At 67.4% G+C, this 18215-nt stretch carries 15 protein-coding genes; 11 read left to right on the top strand and 4 right to left on the bottom strand.

The window, feature by feature from the left end; translation table 11 throughout:
• Nucleotides 1-50: 50 nt before the first annotated feature.
• Both RT551_RS19210 and RT551_RS19215 read right to left on the bottom strand, forming a co-directional pair.
• On the bottom strand, nucleotides 51-1637 hold the full coding sequence (locus RT551_RS19210; RefSeq protein ID WP_313461444.1) for an ATP-binding cassette domain-containing protein: 1587 nt from the start codon (nucleotides 1635-1637) through the stop codon (nucleotides 51-53).
• A 253-nt stretch (nucleotides 1638-1890) separates the two neighbouring features.
• On the bottom strand, nucleotides 1891-3489 hold the full coding sequence (locus RT551_RS19215) for an EAL domain-containing protein (protein ID WP_313461446.1): 1599 nt from the start codon (nucleotides 3487-3489) through the stop codon (nucleotides 1891-1893).
• A 211-nt stretch (nucleotides 3490-3700) separates the two neighbouring features.
• Here RT551_RS19215 and RT551_RS19220 point away from each other — a divergent pair, with 211 nt between their 5' ends.
• Nucleotides 3701-4474, top strand: a complete 774-nt coding sequence (locus RT551_RS19220; protein ID WP_313461447.1) for a lytic transglycosylase domain-containing protein — start codon at nucleotides 3701-3703, stop codon at nucleotides 4472-4474.
• Nucleotides 4475-4492: 18 nt separating this feature from the next.
• Here RT551_RS19220 and RT551_RS19225 read toward each other — a convergent pair whose 3' ends face one another.
• On the bottom strand, nucleotides 4493-5965 hold the full coding sequence (locus RT551_RS19225) for a hypothetical protein (protein WP_313461449.1): 1473 nt from the start codon (nucleotides 5963-5965) through the stop codon (nucleotides 4493-4495).
• 128 nt (nucleotides 5966-6093) lie between these two features.
• On the opposite strand from RT551_RS19225, the gene RT551_RS19230 reads away from it, so the two are divergent.
• Nucleotides 6094-8202: a gluconolaconase gene (locus tag RT551_RS19230; protein ID WP_313461450.1), complete on the top strand. Its 2109-nt coding sequence runs from the start codon at nucleotides 6094-6096 to the stop codon at nucleotides 8200-8202.
• Nucleotides 8203-8211: 9 nt separating this feature from the next.
• On the opposite strand, the gene RT551_RS19235 is transcribed toward RT551_RS19230, so the two are convergent.
• Complete coding sequence (locus RT551_RS19235) at nucleotides 8212-8592, bottom strand: YciI family protein (protein ID WP_313461451.1); 381 nt, start codon at nucleotides 8590-8592, stop codon at nucleotides 8212-8214.
• Nucleotides 8593-8804: 212 nt separating this feature from the next.
• Between RT551_RS19235 and RT551_RS19240 the strand changes: the two genes are divergently transcribed.
• From RT551_RS19240 to RT551_RS19280, 9 genes are all read left to right on the top strand, one after another.
• Nucleotides 8805-9236 carry a YciI family protein gene (locus RT551_RS19240; protein ID WP_313461452.1) on the top strand — a complete coding sequence of 144 codons (432 nt, stop codon included), beginning with the start codon at nucleotides 8805-8807 and terminating at the stop codon, nucleotides 9234-9236.
• Nucleotides 9233-9661 (top strand): VOC family protein, encoded by a 429-nt coding sequence (locus RT551_RS19245; RefSeq protein ID WP_313461453.1) that lies wholly within the window; start codon nucleotides 9233-9235, stop codon nucleotides 9659-9661. Before RT551_RS19240 ends, RT551_RS19245 begins: the two co-directional genes overlap by 4 nt.
• A gap of 75 nt (nucleotides 9662-9736) precedes the next feature.
• Nucleotides 9737-10153, top strand: a complete 417-nt coding sequence (locus RT551_RS19250) for a glyoxalase/bleomycin resistance/extradiol dioxygenase family protein (RefSeq protein WP_313461454.1) — start codon at nucleotides 9737-9739, stop codon at nucleotides 10151-10153.
• Nucleotides 10154-10212: 59 nt separating this feature from the next.
• Complete coding sequence (locus RT551_RS19255) at nucleotides 10213-11427, top strand: sigma-70 family RNA polymerase sigma factor (protein ID WP_313461456.1); 1215 nt, start codon at nucleotides 10213-10215, stop codon at nucleotides 11425-11427.
• Nucleotides 11428-11627: 200 nt separating this feature from the next.
• Nucleotides 11628-12824: a hypothetical protein gene (locus RT551_RS19260; protein ID WP_313461458.1), complete on the top strand. Its 1197-nt coding sequence runs from the start codon at nucleotides 11628-11630 to the stop codon at nucleotides 12822-12824.
• On the top strand, nucleotides 12815-13915 hold the full coding sequence (locus RT551_RS19265) for a hypothetical protein (RefSeq protein WP_311193659.1): 1101 nt from the start codon (nucleotides 12815-12817) through the stop codon (nucleotides 13913-13915). Before RT551_RS19260 ends, RT551_RS19265 begins: the two co-directional genes overlap by 10 nt.
• A gap of 70 nt (nucleotides 13916-13985) precedes the next feature.
• Nucleotides 13986-14651, top strand: a complete 666-nt coding sequence (locus RT551_RS19270; RefSeq protein WP_313461461.1) for a hypothetical protein — start codon at nucleotides 13986-13988, stop codon at nucleotides 14649-14651.
• 47 nt (nucleotides 14652-14698) lie between these two features.
• On the top strand, nucleotides 14699-16345 hold the full coding sequence (locus RT551_RS19275; RefSeq protein WP_313461463.1) for a CsgG/HfaB family protein: 1647 nt from the start codon (nucleotides 14699-14701) through the stop codon (nucleotides 16343-16345).
• 138 nt (nucleotides 16346-16483) lie between these two features.
• Complete coding sequence (locus RT551_RS19280; RefSeq protein ID WP_313461465.1) at nucleotides 16484-18133, top strand: M28 family metallopeptidase; 1650 nt, start codon at nucleotides 16484-16486, stop codon at nucleotides 18131-18133.
• Nucleotides 18134-18215 lie beyond the last annotated feature (82 nt).

Here is an 18215-nt window from a genome sequence, read left to right on the forward strand (position 1 = left end):
CAAAATTGGACAGGTGTCCAAGTTCTGGGGGTCACCTCAAGGGCGTGGCTCTACGGGACCATCTGCAATCGGTGTTCCACGCCCACCGCCTGCAGCAACGCCTCATCGTGCGAAACGATCACCAACGCCCCGCCATACCCACGCAACATCGCCTCCAACGCCGCCAACGACGGAAGATCCAGGTGATTGCCCGGCTCATCCAGCAACAACAACTGCGGCGGCTGTTCCGCATACAGCACCGCCGCCAGCGCCGCCTTCATCCGCTCGCCCCCGCTCAGCGTGCGCAGCGGGCGCAGGCTGCGTTCGGCATCCAGCCCCAGCAGGGCAAGCCGCGTGCGCAGCACACCTTCGTCTGCGCTCGGGTTCGCGTGCACCAGCAGTTCCAACGCACTATGCTGCGCGGGCAACGACGACAGGGTCTGATCCAGATACGCGGTGGTCGCCGCACGCCGTACCTCACCTGAGGCGGGCGGCAGCACGCCAGCCAACACCCTCAGCAGCGTGGACTTGCCGCTACCGTTGGGGCCACACACGGCCAGACGCATGCCGCGCGTAATGCGCAGGTCGAAGCGCCCGCGCGCTGCCGGAAGATGCGGCAGCTGCACCTGCCGCAGCTCGGCGCACACCTGCGGTCCCGGCGCATGCAACGCGGGACCGAGCAGCGCCACCTGCACCTCGGCTTCCACCTGCGCCGCGGCGTCACGCACCCGCGCGTCACCCTCGGCGCGCCGCTGCGCCAGCTGGGCCTGCAATCGCCCGGCACTATGCTCGCTGCGGTTCTTCATGCCCCCCAGCAGAATGGGAGCCTGGTTCGAGGTACGCGCGTCCTGTGTAGCGCGCGCCTGACGATGCGCCTGGCGTTCGCGCTGCTCGCGCTCGGCCTGCTGCTGTTGCCGGCGCTCGTGCTTGCGAAGGGCCAGCTCGGCTTCGGCCGCGCGCTGCGCCTGCTGCTTCTGCTGCGCATACGCCTCGAAGTTGCCACCGTAGCTGTGCAGGCCGCCGGGGGTGAGTTCGACGATGCGCTGCATCTGCTGCAGCAGGGCGCGGTCGTGGCTGATCACCACCAGCCCGCCGCGCCACTGCTGCAGGGCTTCGATCAGGCGGTGACGATGTGCGCTGTCGAGATGATTGCTGGGTTCATCCAGCACCAGGGCGTCGGCGTCGGAAAGCAGGGCACCGGCCAGCGCCACCTGCATAGCCTGGCCACCGCTCAACTGGCGCGCAGGCGCGTCCGGGTCCAGCGGCGGCAGGCCAAGCTGCTGCCACTGGGCCTGCAACTGCTCGCGCAGGCTCCAGCGCTCGCCCACGGCGGTGAAGTCATCCGGCTCCACGCTGCCGGCCTCGATGCGGGCCAGCGCATCCAGCACCGGTGCTACCCCGGCGAGGTCGGCAATGCGTCCGGGTACTTCGCCGCTGTGCTGGGCAAGCAGGTGCACCCGGCCGTGGCGTAGGATCTGCCCGGCGCTGGGCGCGAGCTGCCCGGCCAACAGACGGCCGAGCACGCTTTTGCCCACGCCGTTGCGACCGACCAACCCGGTGGGGGTGGTGTCGAAGGTGGTGGAAAGATCGGAAAACAGGACCCGCCCGTCGGGCAGGGTGTAGGTTACGCGGTCGAGCGTGAGTGCGAATGCGGTCATGCGACCTCCATGGATGCCTTGGAATCCCCGCGACGTACCGCCCGGAAGGGCAGGCGGGAAGGGAGTCAGGCCGTCATTGCGACGGCGGCATCAATGGCGCATGGGGGCACACCTCAACACAGGGCGGCTGGCTGCCGCGCGGTCATTATAGCGGGGGAAGATGAACGCCCGCGGCGGATGACGTAGAGCGGGGCTTGCCCCGCTGCCGTTGGCGTCGGCGCGTCCAGCCGGGCAAGCCCGGCTCTACGCACGATCAATCGTGCGCGCTGTTGGGGTTCTGCATGTCTTCCTTGGCCTTGCCGTACTGCTTCAACCGCTGCTCGTGGTAGCGGATGAACTCCTCGGCGGCCAACGGCTTGGAGAACAGCCAGCCCTGGCCGAACTCCACCTGCCGGGCCTGCAGATAGGCCAGCTGCGCAGAGGTTTCCACGCCCTCGGCCACGGTGAACAGCCCCAGCGTCTTGGCCATGTCGATGATGTGCGAGGTGACCGGGCTGGTGGCGCTGTGGGTGCCGATGGCTTCAATGAACGATTTGTCGATCTTCAAGGCATCCAGCGGCAGGGTCTGCAGGTACTGCAGGCTGGAATACCCGACACCGAAGTCGTCGATGGCCACGCAATGGCCGGCGCGCCGCGCGGCGGCGAGCGAGGTGCGCGCACCCTGGATGTCGATGAAGCCACGCTCGGTGGCCTCCAGCCAGATCTGCTGCGGATGGATGCCGGTGCCCTGCAGCTTGGCCGACAGCACCTTCAAGGCACGGCCACTGCCGACGTCGCCCGCGGACAGATTGATGGCGATGTGCGCGCTGCGGTCGCGCACCAGCAGCTCGCGCATGTCCTGGATGACGTGATCGATGACGTGGTCGGTCAACGCGTTGATCAGGCCGGTTTCCTCGGCCACCGGAATGAACAGATCCGGCCGCACCGAGGTGCCGTCGGGGCGGCACCAGCGCACCAGCGATTCGGCTCCCACGCAGATGCCGGTGTCCAGCTCGATGATGGGCTGGTACTGCATGCTGAACTCACCCCGGCGCACCGCACTGGCCAGTTCATTGCGCAGGGTCATGCGCCGCCGCGACAGCCACCACGCGCCGAACACGCCGAACGCCGCACCGGCCACGCCCAGGGGCAGCAGCTGCATCAGCTGCCGGTACAGGCTGGTGCGGAAGTCGGTGCGCGGCGATACCGCGATGGCCAGCCACTCCTGGTCCTGCGCGGTGGCGTACCAGCTGCGCGGTGTGCGCCCGCTGGACGGCTTGCGCAGCAGTTCCAGCAGCAGGTTCTGGTCGGGCAGCGCCTGCTGCACGAGCAGGCGGCCGTCCGGCGTGGCCACGGCCAGCCGGACGTTGGGGTCGGCAATGACGTCAACGAACCGGCTGGGGTCCATGATGATGTCGTGCCGGCCCAGCTGCACCGCCACCATCGGGCTGCCGTCGCCGGCCTGTGGGCGTACGCCCAGGGAGATGCCCGCGCCGTCGGCGGTGACGTGGTCGGGAATGGGCTCGGGAATGTCGTCTTCGGTCACTCCCCACGACGTGCAGCGCAGCCGGCCGGCCTCGAAGTAGCCGACCTGCTCGGCAGTATGCGTGCTTACCGCGAGGTTGCGCATCAGCTGCAGATGCTCGGGCGAGCAGGGCGGCAGCGGGGTCTGGTTGAGCTTGCGCAGCGCCATCAGGCCGCCTTCGTAGGCGCGGTGCGCCCGCAGCAGGGTGCGCTCGGCGGTGCTGGCCAGGGTGCGCTGTTCGTGCTCCTGCTGCCGTGCCCAGGTGAAGTACGCCACCGTGAGAACGGGGACGACCGCGCCGATGAGGGCGGCAAGCACGATGGCGGCAATGATCCTGGCGCGCTTCAAGCTGACCTCGGTGCAGTCGGGTGTAGGGGGTGCGGTTATGACACCACCCGCAGGCGGCTATGGGAACAGAACTTCACTCAGAACGCTGTCGGGATTTGCCCAGTGTCGGTATCAGGACGCATGAACGGGGTGAAGCCGTCACCGGGCCATCATCGGCACGGCCGGATCATCCCGCCACCGCTCGCCGCGCCCGCCCTGCGGGCCTTCCCCCATGACGCGTCCGTTGCCTGTCGCTTTGGCCCTGTTGTCGCTGCTGCCAGGCGGGCCGGCGGCGGCGCGAACGGTCTATCGCTGCGTGCAGAACAATACGGTCAGCCTGGCCACCGCGCCGGAGCCGGGCTCGAAGTGCACCGCCCAGCAGGTGGACGACAACGCGGTGCAGACCCCCAACCTGTGGGGCAACATGGGGGTGTTCAGCGGCACCCTGTACGAACGCGAGCAGGACGGCGTGCTGGTGTACTCCACCCGCAACCTGCCGGGCTCGCGGGTGTTCCTGAAGTTCACCGTGAACACCCCGCCGGGCGAACCGGCGCACCCGGGGCTGGGCAGGGTGGGGCCGGCGCAGTTGAACCGGCACGCGCGGCAGTTCAAGGCGGCGGCCCGGGCCACCGGCGTGGAAGACGCCTGGCTGCGGGCCATCGCCCATGCCGAAAGCAACTTCGACGCGGGGGCGGTGTCGCCCAAGGGCGCGCAGGGGGTGATGCAGCTGATGCCTGATACGGCCACCGAGATGGGGGTGACCGACCCGTTCTCGGCCGAGCAGTCGATCAGCGGCGGGGCGCGCTACCTGCAGGCGCTGCTGAAGCGTTACAAGGGCGACCGCACGCTGGCGGCCGCCGCCTACAACGCCGGCATCGGCGCGGTGACCCGCTACAAGGGCGTGCCGCCGTACGCGGAAACCCTGGCCTACGTGGAAAAGGTCAGCGCGTTGTATGTGCGCTACCGCGATGCGATGGGCGGCGCGCCGCAGACGCCGGCGCGCTGAGTCACCCGTTGCGACGGCCTACTGTGCGTACAGCGGGTATCCGTCCAGGTGCCCGACCTTCTCGGTTGCGGCAATCACATCCGCGCGCGCCTTGAACTGTTTCCAGCTGGCGAGGAAGTCTTTGTCGCCAGGCTGTTCGGGGCGCTCGCGCAGTTGCTGAAGTTCCAGCAGCGCTGTGCCCCGCTCCTGCGGGTCGGCCAGCCGTTCGGCCAGCACGGCGGCAGCTTCGTCCAGGCGATGGTCGGTCACAAGGCCCAGCATGGTGTAGCCGGGACCTTCGGCACGGAGTGCGCCCAAGGCATCTCGCGCGCGCTGCTGGGCGGCTGCATCGGCCAACTGCTGCGCGGCATGCAGCTGGACCAGCTGGCTCAAGCCCTCGCCGTGAACGGACAGCTCGCCGATGTCCTTGAGGGTCTGGCGGGCCAACGCCGGGCGGTGCAGCGCGGTGTAGCCACTGGCCAGCCGAAGCCGCTGTTCGACGTCGTTGTCGGGGGCGGCCATGCGCACCGCCAGTTGCTGGGTCTGGATGGCGTCGTCGCTGCTGCCCAGCTGCCAGAACGCGCGGGCGCGGGCATTGAGCATCATCCCGACCAGGCGCGCTTCCTCCGGCTCGGGCAGGGACTGTGCCTGTGCGGCGAACTCGCCCAGCGACCGGGTCATGCCGACCACTTCGTCGGCCTGTCCGGACACCAGCAGCGCATTGGCCAGGGTAACGGCGGCCTCGTTCAGGCCCGGCGACAGCATGGTTTCCACGCGCAGCCGGTCAATGTGGCGCTGCGCGGCGGCAAGGGGGTCGAAACGGCGGTCTCCGCGTTGGATGAAGCGGTCAAAGCGCTTGTCACTGCGCAGCTGGATCAGCGGCAGGGGCTCGTCCACGCGCTCCAGTGTGGCGGCCACGCGGTCGAGCTGTCCGCTTGCCACCTGCAGTTCCGCCAGGTCGACCCAATACCAGCTGGGTTCAACGCCATGGGGCTTCCAGTGATGATCGAACAGCGCCTGCAGCAATGCCTGGCGTCGCGCCGGGTCCTTGCGCAGATGCATGCTGATGAACCACACCTGGTCTTCTTCCAGCGTCGGCGCGTCCTTGCCATCACCGATGGCGCGGATCATGTTGTCGGCGGCTGCGTCCAGCTGGTTGAGCGAGAGTTGGCGATTGGCCAGCATCACGCGGGCATCGGCATAGTCCGGGTTGATCTCCAGCGCGCGTCGCAGGCGGTCATCGGCCAACGTGTCGTCGCCTTGTAACCCGGCGGCAATGGCAGCACGTGCCCAGACCTCACTGCGGGGCTCCGGTTCCAGCGTTTCCAGGCGCGGGTCGGCCAGCAGGCGTTCGTAGGCAATGGCAGCACCGAGCGAATCGCCCCGGGCCACCTGATCGGAGGCTGCCTGCACCGCTTCGTTGAAGGCAGGATCGACGTCTGCCGCCGCGATGGCAGGCAGCAGACACAGTGACAGCATCAAGGCCAGTGCATTACGGCGACAGCGGGACATGCAGGGGCGTCCTTCCTTGGGGGCGATGCCCGATTGAAACCGGAACACGCCAGCAGTACAAGCGCAAGGCTGGGCAGCACGGGTGTCAGCGGCTAAGGTCAACGGCTGGAATCACGACAGGGACGCCGATGACGCGCGCACGATGGGCAGGGGTAACGCTGGTGGTGGCGGCCACGCTGGCCGCACTGGCATGGACCTTCCTGCACGTTGACCCGGTACCGGAACCGCCGCCCGGCCCGCTGCCGACGCCGCTGGGCTGGACCGCGCAGATTGACTTGCTGGCCGGTGACGGCGTGGGTGGGCTGCAGGAAGGCACCGGAGCGCAGGCGCGCTTTGCCGATCCGTACGGCCTGGTGGTGGATGCCCAGGGCGTGGTGTACGTCGCTGACGCCGGCGACAACAACCGCATCCGTCGCATCCATCCAGACGGCCGGGTCGATACCTTGGCTGGGCAGGGCGAAGGCTGGCGCGATGGACCGGCGCTGCAGGCGCAGTTCAATACCCCGTCGCAGATCGCGCTGGACCCGGCCGGCAACCTGCTCGTGGCCGACACCGGAAATCATATGATCCGCCGTATTGGCGTGGACGGCACCGTCAGCACGCTGGCCGGCGACGGCCAGCCGGGATTTGCTGATGGCGCGGCCGCGCAGGCGCGTTTCAACGGGCCGATGGGCGTGGCGGTGGACGTGCAGGGGCGGGTGTATGTGGCCGACACCTGGAACGACCGCATCCGCGTGATTGAAACGGACGGCCAGGTGCGCACGCTGGCCGGTGGCGATACGCCCGGCAACGTGGACGGTGCCGGCATCGGCGCGCGCTTTGACACGCCGGTGTCGTTGGCGTTGGACAGCCACGGCAACCTGCTGATTGCCGACCTGTACAACAACGCGGTGCGCCGTCTGGCCGCCAACGGCACGGTGGATACCAGGGTGCCGGCCGGCGGGCTGGTGAGTGGGCCGATGGCGCTGGCGGTGACGCATGATGACGTGCTGTATGTCAGCGACATCAACGGCAAGCTGGTGCAGATTTCCGCGCACGGCCATGCGATGGCCCTGGTGGGCGTGCCGCCGCAGCCGCGTTTTTCGCGGCCGAGTGCGTTGGCGTTGGATGCTGATGGTGGGCTGTACCTTGCCGATGCCGCGTCCTATCGCGTCCACCACCTGCACCCGGCGGTAGTGCCGGGTCTTGCCCGGCAAGACGTGCCGACCACCCCACCGCCAGCCCTGATCGGCCCCGCCCCCGACGCCCCCTTACCGGCCACCGAAGGCCGCTGGCCCCTCGACCCCCAGCAAGGCTGGCACGAAGTGGTCGGCACCCTCGGCGAAGTCCGCGGCAGCTTCCAGGGCGAAAGCCGGCACCACCTGCATGACGGCTTCGACATCCGCGGTGACGTCGGCCAGACCGTACGCGCAATCGCCGACGGCAAGGTGAGCAGCCCGTTCGGCGCGTGGTCGGTCGGCGACCAGGCCGAGGGGCTGGCACTCGACCGCATCCGCTACATCCATATGAAGGTCGGCCGCGATCCGCAGGGCCGCGCCTTCGATGCCCGCTGGCCGCAGCTGCTGGACCTGGACGGCAAACTGGAACGCGTGCGCGTGCGTCGCGGCACCCGCTTCCAGGCCGGCGACCCGCTGGGCAGCATCAACCGCATGGCGCACGTGCACCTGAGCGTGGGAGCCAGCGGCTTCGAACGCAACGCGGTGGCGCTGGGCTTCACCGGCTATGCAGACGCCTTCGCGCCGCGCATCACCGGCGTTGAAGTGCTGGATGATGGCGACCAGCCGATCAAGCCGGGCGCGGATGGACGCGTGCCGATCTCGAGACTGGGGCCGGGCGTGCAGATCGTGGTGGAGGCGTGGGACCAGGTGGACCACAACCTGCCGCGTCGTCGGCTTGGCCTGTACCAGGTGGGTTACCAGATTCTGGATGCTGCCGCGCAACCGTTGCAGGGCTACGAGCAGCCGCGCTTCAACATCGTGTTCAATCGCATGCCGCGCGAGCGCAGTGCCACGTTGGTGGCGTATGCGCCCGACAGCGGCATCACCGTGCACGGCAGTGCGGTGACGCGGTTCCGGTATCTGGTGACCAACACCGTGCGCGATGGCCTGGTGGAAACCGGGCGCTGGTCGCCTGAGGCGTTACCGGCGGGGGATTACATCATTCGCGCCAGTGCACGCGATTACAGCGGCAATGAGGCCGTAGGCCCACGTGATCTGAAGGTAACCGTGCTGCCGTAACGCCCGGTTCTACGCGGCTGCACTCACCCGCACGCGCTCGGCATTCATATCCGCCACCGGCCGCACCTCAATGCTGCCGTACCGCGACCACGGGAACTCGCGCGCAATCCGCATCGCCTCATCGGCATCACGCGCATTGATCAGATTGAACCCGGCCAGGAACTCACGCGTCTCGGCGAATGGGCCATCGGTGATCCGGGTCTGCGCCTGACGCACGCGCAGGGTGCGTGCCTGTTCCACCGGCTGCAGCTGCTGTGACATCACCAGCACGCCCTGGGCCTGCAGTTCGTCGGCATGGGCCAGGCAGCCTCGCATCTCGGCGTCGTACTCCTCGGCCGGCAGGGCCTGGATCAGTTCCGGGTCGATGTTGATCAGCAGCAGGAATTGCATGGGTGCACCACCGGCAGCGGGGGAAGCGCCCATGATGCCGCAGCTGGCGCGGCAACCGTGTTGCAGTGCGGAAATGGCCGCCTGTTCAGGCCATAACCGTCAAGTCATGACGGGATCGGAATATTTTTTGCCGGGGATGTCGATCTGGGCTCCACTGGTGCGTCGTATGTCATGAAGGGCCCCCGAACCGGGCCCGTGAACAGGACACGGCAATGAAAGTGATGGTCATCGTCAAAGCCAGCCCGGACACCGAAGCCGGGGTAATGCCCACCGAGGCCGAACTGGCTGCCATGGGCAACTTCAACGAACAGCTGGTAAACGCCGGGATCATGCTGGCCGGCGAGGGTCTGCAGCCCAGCCACCGTGGGCACCGGGTGGTGTACGGCGGCGCGGCCCCGCGGGTGATTGACGGTCCGTTCGCCGAAACCCGGGAACTGATCGCCGGCTTCTGGCTGTGGCAGGTGCGCTCGATGGACGAGGCGCTGGAGTGGGCCAAGCGCGCCCCGTTCGCGCCCAACGACGTGGTTGAACTGCGCCCGCTGTACGACATGGACGACTTCGGCGAAGCCTTCACCCCGGAATTACGTGCGCAGGAACAGCGTCTGCGCGACCAGATGGAACAAAAAGACGGAGAAACCCGATGAAACTGATTCCCTTCCTGGGCTTCAATGGCCAGACCCACGAAGCCATGGCGTTCTACGCCAAGGTGCTGAACGGCACTGTCACCTCGGAAACGAAGTACAGCGACATGCCACAGGACGCCAGCATGGAGGGCTGTGGCGATGCCCCCGGCCCGAGCGATCCGAACTGGATCGCGCACAGCCAGGTGGACGCCGGCGGTGCGACCCTGATGGCGGCCGACGGCCCGCCTTCTGACGGCCAGGGCACCACCACCATCAACGTTGAAGTGGACAGCATCGAAGAGGCCGAGCGCGTATTCAAGGCACTCTCCGAAGGCGGCAAGGTCACGTTCCCGATCGGCGAAACCTTCTGGGCACACCGCTGGGGCATGCTGGAAGACAAGTACGGCAAGCCGTGGATGGTCAACTTCATGAAGCCGTTCCCGTAACCGCATCCAATTCCGCAACGGAAACCCACTGGTAGCGCCGGCCGTTGGCCGGCCCTCGCACACCTGGAACGTTCGATGAAACTGACCAACGAACAGATGATCTTCGTAAACCTCCCCGTAGAAGATCTCGATCGCAGCAAAACCTTCTACACCGCGCTGGGCTATCAACTCAACCCCACCTTCTCCAACGACGACGGTGCCTGCATTGTGATCAGCGAGCACATCTTCGTCATGGTGCTGCGCAAGCCGTTCTTCGAGACCTTCATCAGCAAGCCGATCGCTGACACCCAGGCCACCGCAGCGGTGATCAACGCGTTGTCGGCGACCAGCCGCGAAGCGGTGGACGCACAGCTGGAAAAGGCGCTGAAGGCCGGCGGCACCGAACCGCAGCCGCCGCGCGACTACGGCTTCATGTACCAGCGCAGCTTCCAGGACCTGGACGGGCATCTGTGGGAAGTGGCACACATGGATATGGACGCCGCACCCGGCTGAGTGGTTTCATCCCCGGCATGGATGCTGCGCTGACGCAACGACTGGATACTCTGTGGCGCATGGAAGCGCCGGCTCTGATCGCACGCCTGGCACGCATGCTGGGCGGCGACGTGGGGCGGGCCGAAGAACTGGTCCAGGACACCTGGCTGGCCGCGCTGGAGCGCTGGCCGGCGCAGGGCGTGCCGGACAATCCCGGAGCGTGGCTGATGACCACCGCGCGCAACCGCGCCATCGACGTGCTGCGCCAGCACCAGCGGGTGGCGGGGCAGCATGCGCAGTGGGGCAGCGAGCTGGAACCGCAGCCGTTGCCGCTGCCCGACGACAGCGAGGCACTGGGCGACGATATCGGCGATGACCTGCTGCGGCTGATCTTCGTCGCCTGCCACCCGGTGCTGGGGGCCGACGCACGGGTCGCGCTGACCTTGCGCCTGCTCGGTGGGCTGACCACCGATGAAATCGCGCGTGCGTTCCTGCAGCCGGAACCGACCATCGCCCAGCGCATTGTGCGGGCCAAGCGCACTCTGGCCAGCAAGCAGGTGCCGTTCGAGGTGCCGCGCCAATCTGCACTGCCGGAGCGGCTGGCCTCGGTGCTGGAAGTGGTCTACCTGGTGTTCAACGAAGGCTATGCGGCCAGCAGCGGCGACGACTGGATGCGCCCGGCGCTGTGCGAAGAGGCATTGCGGCTGGGCCGCATCCTGCAGCAGCGCCTGCCGGTGTGGCCGCAGGTGCACGGCCTGCTGGCGTTGATGGAACTGCAGGCCTCGCGTGCGCGGGCGCGGGTGGATGCGGACGGCAACCCGATCCTGCTGCCGGACCAGGACCGCAGCCGCTGGGACCACCTGCAGGTGGCCCGGGGGCAGGCGGCGCTGCGCCGCGCGCTGGAACTGGGCGGCGCGGACGACCCGTATGTACTGCAGGCGGCGATTGCCGATTGCCATGCCCGCGCGCGGCGGCTGGAGGACACCGACTGGGGGCAGATGGCCGCGTTGTATGCAAGGCTGGCGCAGGTGAATCCGTCGCCGGTGGTGGAGCTCAATCGGGCGGTGGCGGTGTCGCGGGCACAGGGGGCGGCGGCGGCGTGGCCGTTGGTGGAGGCGTTGGCGGCCGACCCGCGCCTGCAGCAGTACGCGCCGCTCGCAGCCGTGCAGGGCGACCTGTTGTCGCAGCTGGGGCGGTTGCAGGAGGCCGCGGAAGCGTTTGCGCGGGCGGCGGAATTGACCACGAATGTGCGGGAGAAGGCGTTGTTGGAGGCAAAGGCCAGGCACCCCGCCTGACCCGGCACCCCCCCGACGCGCGTGGCGCGTCGCTACGCGGCCCCGCCTGTAGGGACACGCCATGCGTGTCCGCGCGGTCCCCGAAACGCCCCGTATGCGTCACCCCGTCTTGCCCCTGTCACCGTACGGGCGTATCGTGTCGCGCATTCACAAATCTGACCCGGTCAACATCCGGGTCGCACGACAAGGACAGCGGGACAATGGTTTCAGGGACGAAGCGTACGCGCGCGCGTGGCGCGTGGCTGTGGGTGTGCGGGCTGGTGGTGGTGTTCGCCAGCGGGGCCGCCCAGGCTGCCGATAAATCTCAACAGGCCTACTGGGCCGGTTTCGCCTATACCGCCGATCAGAGCGCGGTGAAGGCCAGCACCCCGCGCACCGCCGCCGTGCTTGAAGCGCGCGGCCTGCCCACGCTCAACAAAGCCCTGTGGGCACGTCTGAGCGCACAGAAGCCGACCCAGCTGGAGCTGATCGACCAGCCGCTGGCCATGCTCGACGGCACCACCAGCGCCACGGTGCTGGCCGCCGCGCTGGACCGCGAGCTGGTCTCGGTGGAACCGATCGGCAACCAGTACAAGGTGCTGGTGGAAGTGGCGCTGCAGGCGCTGTTCTTCGACTTCCGCGAACGCCAGGTGGTGGCGTCCTACCCGATCACCCTGCAGCGCATCGACGTGCAGGACTACCGCCCGGACACCGACGATATCGATGCGATCATCGCCGACCTGCTGTACGGCAATGCCGCCACCAGCCTGCCGCAGGTGCTGGCCGCCACGCTCAACCCGGCCAAGCTGCCCGACGCTTCGGTGCGCCGCCTGCAGGTGGGCGAAGTGACCCTGAGCGACGCCGCCCGCGCCAAGCTGCCGGATCCGGCGCTGGAGCCGGTGCTGCGCGCCACCCTGGCGCATGAGCTGTCCAAGGCGGTGTCGTCCAACACCGGCATCGGTCTGCTGCCGCCGGCCACCGGCCAGGCGATCGGCGGGGCGATGGCCGCGCGCTTTGCCGACGGCAAGGTCTACCAGCTGAAGATTCCCGAAGCCGACTACGTCATCAAGTTCAAGCTTGATGCCATGAAGCACGGCGTGATCAATGAAACCCCGGCGGTGAAGACCATGCTGTTCGGCGCGTTCTTCAACGTGTCGGTGGTCGAGCCGTTCTCCGGCAAGGTGTTCTTCGACCAGCCGCTGCGCAAGGGGGCCACCAAGGTGGTGCCGGTGACGCAGTGGCAGGTGGACCAGTGGTCGGCCAGCTACGAAACCGTGCTGGCCGGGCTGGACGCCTTCGCCGGTGCCGCTGCCAAGCGCGCCGATTCGCGCGCCTGGCTCGACGAACAGAAGCCCGGCGGCAAGCCGCTGCAGCAACAGACCCAAGCCCTCCAGGAGTTGATCAAGTCATGCCGTTGATTCGTGCCGTACTGCTGATTCTCATCGCACTGATGGTGGCCGCGCCTGTCGCGGCGCAGACCGCCAGTTCCCGTGGTACCGGTTCGGCCAGCTATGGCCTGCGCCTGAGTGCCGACACCCGCGCCCAGGCCCTGAACAAGGCCAAGGTCAATGCACTGGAGGCCTACATCGCCGAATCCGGTGCGGCCAAGCTGCGCCTGTTCGAAGCACGCCGCGACGAATTCATCGGCGATGTCGACCGTTACGTGCTTAGCGCCGTGCCGCTGTCGGACACCGAAGACAAGAAGGCCAAGACCTACACCGTCACCGTCCGCGCCGAGATCAACACCACCCTGCTGCAGACCAAGCTGGATGCCGGTTCGGCCACCGCCGGTGCGCGCAGCAACGAGCGTTCGCTGCTGACCTTCCTGTTCATGGCGCGCGCGCAGGACACCGCGCAGTCATTCCAGGACAAGGAATACCGCCGCGTCGACGCCAGCGTCAGCTATGACGAGAAGACCCGCGAAGGCGACAGCTTCCGTGGCAACTCGGTCAGCACCAGCGGCAGCATCAACCAGAACGCCTCGGCCTCGGTGACCTCGGGTGGCAGCACCACCCGCCGCAGCGACAACATCACCTGGAAGGTGTCCAACGCCAACGAGATCAACACCGCCATGACCGGTGCGTTCAGCGCCGCCGGCTATGAAGTGGTGGAAGCCGAGTACGTCGAAGGCGAAAGCCGCGGCCTGCTCAGCATCGAGCGCATCCGCAAGGACTTCAGCACCGGCAACGACCTGTCGGCCGCCACCCTGCGCGACACCGCCAACGGCATCAAGGCCGCCAACATTCCGTACCTGGCCGTGGGCACGCTGGACGTCGGCATGCGTGACCGCGACCCGGTCAGCGGCAACGTGCGCGTGTTCGTCACCGTCACCGGCAAGGTGCTGGACGTCAGCGGTCGCTTCCCGCGCACCGTGTCCTCGGTGGGTCCGGTGCAGTTCTCCGGCACCGGCCCGGACGAGAGCGTGGCCCGCACCAATGCGCTGCAGATCGCCTCGGAAAAGGGCGCGCAGCAGATGATCAACGAATTGAACGTCAAGGCTGTCCGTTGACGGCGTGCCGACCAACGGTCGGCACCTACCGATGATTTGCATTCCAACATTGAACAACAGGGGAATTCCCATGATCCGCAAGACCCTCATCGCGCTGGCCATCGCCACCGCTTTCACCGCTCCGGCCCAGGCCCAGTTCGGCAAGCTGAAGGACCTGGCCGGCGGCGGCAACACCGCTTCGTCGTCCTCGGCCAACGTGCCGGACGAAGCCGCGCAGGAAGCGCTGGTGCGTCGTTTCGTTTCCTCGCAGTCGCACTCGCTGCAGGCCCAGACCTCGTTCGCCAAGGCCTTCGGCCTGGCTGAGCAGGTGCAGCTGCTGGAAGCCGAGCGCCTGGCGCTGTCGTCCGGTTCGGTCAATGTCGATCAGATGAAGAAGTCGGTGTCGGTCAGCGAAAACGCCCAGGCCGCCATTGACGAGCGCGTTGCCGCCAAGCCGGAACTGAGCGCCGAGTCCAAGCAGCACTACGCCGAAGGCCTGGTGTCGCTGGTCGCTTCCGCGGCCGAAGGCCAGAAGCTGAGCGGCGAGTCGAGCAACTTCGCCAACGGCATGAAGAACCTGGGCGCGACCCAGCTGGCCACCGTGGGCCGCAAGCTGGCCGCCGGTGCCTGGGTGGCCAAGGAATCGCCGGGTTACCTGAAGGGTCTGTACAGCTCGTCGAAGGCCGCGCTGACCTTTGCCAAGGCCTCCAAGATCAAGGTGCCGGGCAACGCCGAGTCGATGCTCGATTCGCTTTGATGTATCGACCAACGGTCGATACCTACCACGCAATCTGAAGGTTACGCATGCACAGCTCCGTACGACTGTTGAGCCTGGCCCTCACCGCTGCCCTGCTTGCCGCTTGCGGCAAGCAGGAGGCACCGGCAGAGACCACGGCAGCCCCGAAACCCGAATCGAAACTGGAACAGCCTGCTGCGGAAGAAGCCCCGCTGCGCGGCGGTCCGGATTTCGGTGGCACCACCAAAGTGCCGCGTGAAGCGGAAGGCATCGGCAGCACGCCGGAACTGGCCGTGCTCAATGCGCTGCAGTCGGCGGTGTCGCAGGTCAACGGCGTACGCGTGGCCAGCCAGATGCAGAGCATCCGCGCCGGCCTGCATGTGGACGTGGACGGGCAGCATGTCGGCGACATCCGCGCCGACGCGTTTGCCCAGCAGATGATTGCCGCCTCGCAGGGGGCGGTGCTGGGCTATGAAATCCTGTCGCAGGAAGAAGTGACCCAGCTGGACGAGGAAGTCATTGCGCGCGTGCGCGCCAGTGACGAAGGCTACAGCTACTCCGCGTCGGCCTCGGCCAGCGGTTCGGCGCAGGCGCAGGCCGAAGCGTCCGGTGGCGGCGGCTCGGCCTCGGCCAGCGTCAAGGAAAGCTACAAGGAACAGGCCGAAGTGTCGGCCAAGCAGGGCGCGCGTTCGTTCGAAGGCGACTACAACCGCCGCACCATGCGCAGCTACTGGAAGGTGCGCGTGCGTGCCGACATCGCCAAGTACCGTGCCCCGGACGAACAGGGCCGGCCGAAGATCGTAGTGGCGGAGCCGCGCGTGCGCGCCGGCACCTATGCGGTCGGCGACGGCCGGGTGGACAGCGAGGAAGTAGCCCGTGCGATCCGTGCGCGCCTGAACGACACGCTGACCCAGACCAAGCGTTTCATCGTGCTGGACCGCGAGTTCGGTGATGAGATGCAGGCCGAGATCGACCACATCAACAGCGGCAACGTGCGCCTGCAGGACACCGCGCGGCTGGGCCAGCAGCTGGCCACCGATCTGATTCTGATCCCGACCATCGAGCGCTTCGAATACCCCCGCAGCGTGCGCAACCTGCGCATGTCCAACCGCCAGGTGACCTCGTACTCCGGTGGCGGGCGCATCACCCTGCGCCTGATCAACGCCACCACCGGCGAGGTGGTGATGTCGGACAGCTTCGACCATCAGCTGGCCGGTACCGGTCCGAGCACGCTGCCGCGCGTGGTGGACGGCAAGGGCATGGCCGCGGCAATGATGGATTCGCTGTCCGGCCAGATCGGCACCGCGATCATCACCGAGATCTTCCCGGTCTCCGTGGTGTCGGTGAGTGGCGACCAGGTGGTGCTGAGCCAGGGCGGCGATTCGCTGAAGGTCGGCCAGCGCTGGCAGGCGGTGAGCCTGGGTGAAGAGCTGAAGGACCCGCAGACCGGCCGTTCGCTGGGCCGTTCGGAAATGCCGTGCTGCACGATCCGGATTGACCGGGTGGCCTCGCAGACCTCCTACGGCACGATTGAAGGTGGAGCGGATCTGGGCGGCGCGGCGTTCAAGCCGGGCTCGATCGAGCTGCGCCAGCAGGCGGCGGCGGTGAAGCAGACCGCGGCGGCGGCACCGGCCAGCGAAGGCGCGGCCAAGCCGAAGCCGGCGCGTGCCGCGGCACCGAAGCCGGCCGCACCGGCGGAAGATCCGAATTGGTGATGGCAGGGCGGGTCACCCCGTAGCGACACGCCATGCGTGTCGTTGCCGCGTTCGGGCACCCCACGGACACGCATGGCGTGTCCCTACGCGGGTTTCGTCCTCTACACTCGGACCCTTGGTCCCGTTGTGGAGAGAGCAATGAAACGAGTGGTATTGAGCGTGCTGGCCCTGTCGGTGTCCAGCGCGCTGATGGCGGCGACGCCGAAATTCGACGGCGCGCGGATCTCCGCCGACGTCAAGGAACTGGCCTCGGACGCCTACGAGGGCCGCTCCCCGGCCACCGCCGGTGAAGAGAAAACCATCGCCTTCCTCAGCAAGCAGTTTGCTGACGCCGGCCTGCAGCCGGGCGGCGACCTCAAGGACGGCAAGCGCCTGTGGACCCAGGCCGTGCCGCTGCGCAAGGGCGACATCGTCGGCACCCCCAGCCTGTCGCTGGCCAGCAAGGGCAAGCCGCAGACACTGACCCAGGGCCAGGAAATCGCCGTACGCGCCGCCATGAACGGGGCCAGCGAGGTCGATATCCAGAATGCCCCGCTGGTGTTCCTGGGCTACGGCGTGAACGCGCCGGAGAAGCACTGGGACGACTTCAAGGGCGTGGACCTGAAGGGCAAGATCGCCGTCGTGCTGATCAACGACCCCGACTTTGAAACCGGCGAGGGTGCCTTCGACGGCAAGGGCATGACCTACTACGGTCGCTGGACCTACAAATACGAAGAGGGTGCCCGCCAGGGCGCGCTCGGCGTGCTGATCGTGCACGAAACCGCGCCGGCCTCGTACGGCTGGGCCACCGTAGCCGGCAGCAACACAAACACCATGTTCGACGTGGTCCGCGACAATCCGGCTGAAGCGCACCCGCTGCTGGAAGGCTGGATCCAGCGCGACCTGGCGGTGGAGCTGTTCAAGCGCGCCGGGCAGGACTTCGAAGCGCTGAAGAAGCAGGCGCAGAAGGCGGACTTCAAGCCGGTTGAACTGAAGGGTGAAACCCTCACTGCGAAGTACGCGGTGAAGACCGAAGTGATCACCTCGCACAACGTGGCCGCACGCCTGGAAGGCAGCAAGCATCCCGATGAAACGGTGATCTACAGCGCGCATTGGGATCACATCGGCGTGGGTAAGCCGGACGCGAACGGTGACACCATCTTCAACGGCGCGCTCGACAACGCCAGCGGCACCGCCTCGCTGGTGGAACTGGCCCGTGGTTTCGCCAAGGGCAAGCGCCCGGAGCGTTCGGTGCTGTTCCTGGCCGTGACCGCTGAAGAGAAGGGCCTGCTGGGTTCAGAGTATTACGCGAGTCACCCGCTGTACCCGCTGAGCAAGACGGTGGCGGTGATCAACATGGACGGCATGGCCCCGTTCGGGCCGTCGCGAGATTTCGGCATCTATGGGTCGGCCAAGCTGGAACTGCTGGATCAGCTGAAGGACGTGGCCAAGGGCTGGGACATCCGCTACACCCCGGACCCGAAGCCGGAAGCCGGCCTGTTCTTCCGTTCCGATCACTTCCCGTTCGCCAAGCGCGGCGTGCCGGCGGTGTCGTACTCGGCGGGCCAGGACTGGGTGGACGGTGGCGTGGAAGCCGGCAAGAAGGCCTCTGACGACTACACCGCCAAGCGCTACCACCAGCAGGGCGACGAGTGGCAGCCGGACTGGACCTTCGCCGGTGCCGCCCGCGACCTGGAAGTGGTGTACACGCTGGGCAACCAGCTGGCCAATTCCCGCGCCTGGCCGAACTGGAGCGAGGATTCGCAGTTCCGCGCCCCGCGTGAAGCCAGCGCCGCCGAGCGCAAGTAATTGGGGGCTACGTGGTGACGCGCATGACGCGTCACTTGTGTCTCGGACTGGGCCCTGATCAGGCACAATCCCTCGGGTGATC

The organism is Stenotrophomonas sp., from assembly GCF_032103445.1.
Classification (GTDB): Bacteria; Pseudomonadota; Gammaproteobacteria; order Xanthomonadales; family Xanthomonadaceae; genus Stenotrophomonas.

Bases quoted from the DNA above. Each gene is read 5' to 3' on its own strand.
- RT551_RS19240 (WP_313461452.1), top strand. From the start codon at position 8,805: ATGAAAGTGATGGTCATCGTCAAAGCCAGCCCGGACACCGAAGCCGGG.
- RT551_RS19245 (WP_313461453.1), top strand. From the start codon at position 9,233: ATGAAACTGATTCCCTTCCTGGGCTTCAATGGCCAGACCCACGAAGCC.
- RT551_RS19270 (WP_313461461.1), top strand. From the start codon at position 13,986: ATGATCCGCAAGACCCTCATCGCGCTGGCCATCGCCACCGCTTTCACC.
- RT551_RS19220 (WP_313461447.1), top strand. From the start codon at position 3,701: ATGACGCGTCCGTTGCCTGTCGCTTTGGCCCTGTTGTCGCTGCTGCCA.
- RT551_RS19230 (WP_313461450.1), top strand. From the start codon at position 6,094: ATGACGCGCGCACGATGGGCAGGGGTAACGCTGGTGGTGGCGGCCACG.
- RT551_RS19265 (WP_311193659.1), top strand. From the start codon at position 12,815: ATGCCGTTGATTCGTGCCGTACTGCTGATTCTCATCGCACTGATGGTG.
- RT551_RS19275 (WP_313461463.1), top strand. From the start codon at position 14,699: ATGCACAGCTCCGTACGACTGTTGAGCCTGGCCCTCACCGCTGCCCTG.
- RT551_RS19235 (WP_313461451.1), bottom strand. From the start codon at position 8,592: ATGCAATTCCTGCTGCTGATCAACATCGACCCGGAACTGATCCAGGCC.
- RT551_RS19280 (WP_313461465.1), top strand. From the start codon at position 16,484: ATGAAACGAGTGGTATTGAGCGTGCTGGCCCTGTCGGTGTCCAGCGCG.
- RT551_RS19210 (WP_313461444.1), bottom strand. From the start codon at position 1,637: ATGACCGCATTCGCACTCACGCTCGACCGCGTAACCTACACCCTGCCC.
- RT551_RS19260 (WP_313461458.1), top strand. From the start codon at position 11,628: ATGGTTTCAGGGACGAAGCGTACGCGCGCGCGTGGCGCGTGGCTGTGG.
- RT551_RS19255 (WP_313461456.1), top strand. From the start codon at position 10,213: ATGGAAGCGCCGGCTCTGATCGCACGCCTGGCACGCATGCTGGGCGGC.
- RT551_RS19225 (WP_313461449.1), bottom strand. From the start codon at position 5,965: ATGTCCCGCTGTCGCCGTAATGCACTGGCCTTGATGCTGTCACTGTGT.
- RT551_RS19250 (WP_313461454.1), top strand. From the start codon at position 9,737: ATGAAACTGACCAACGAACAGATGATCTTCGTAAACCTCCCCGTAGAA.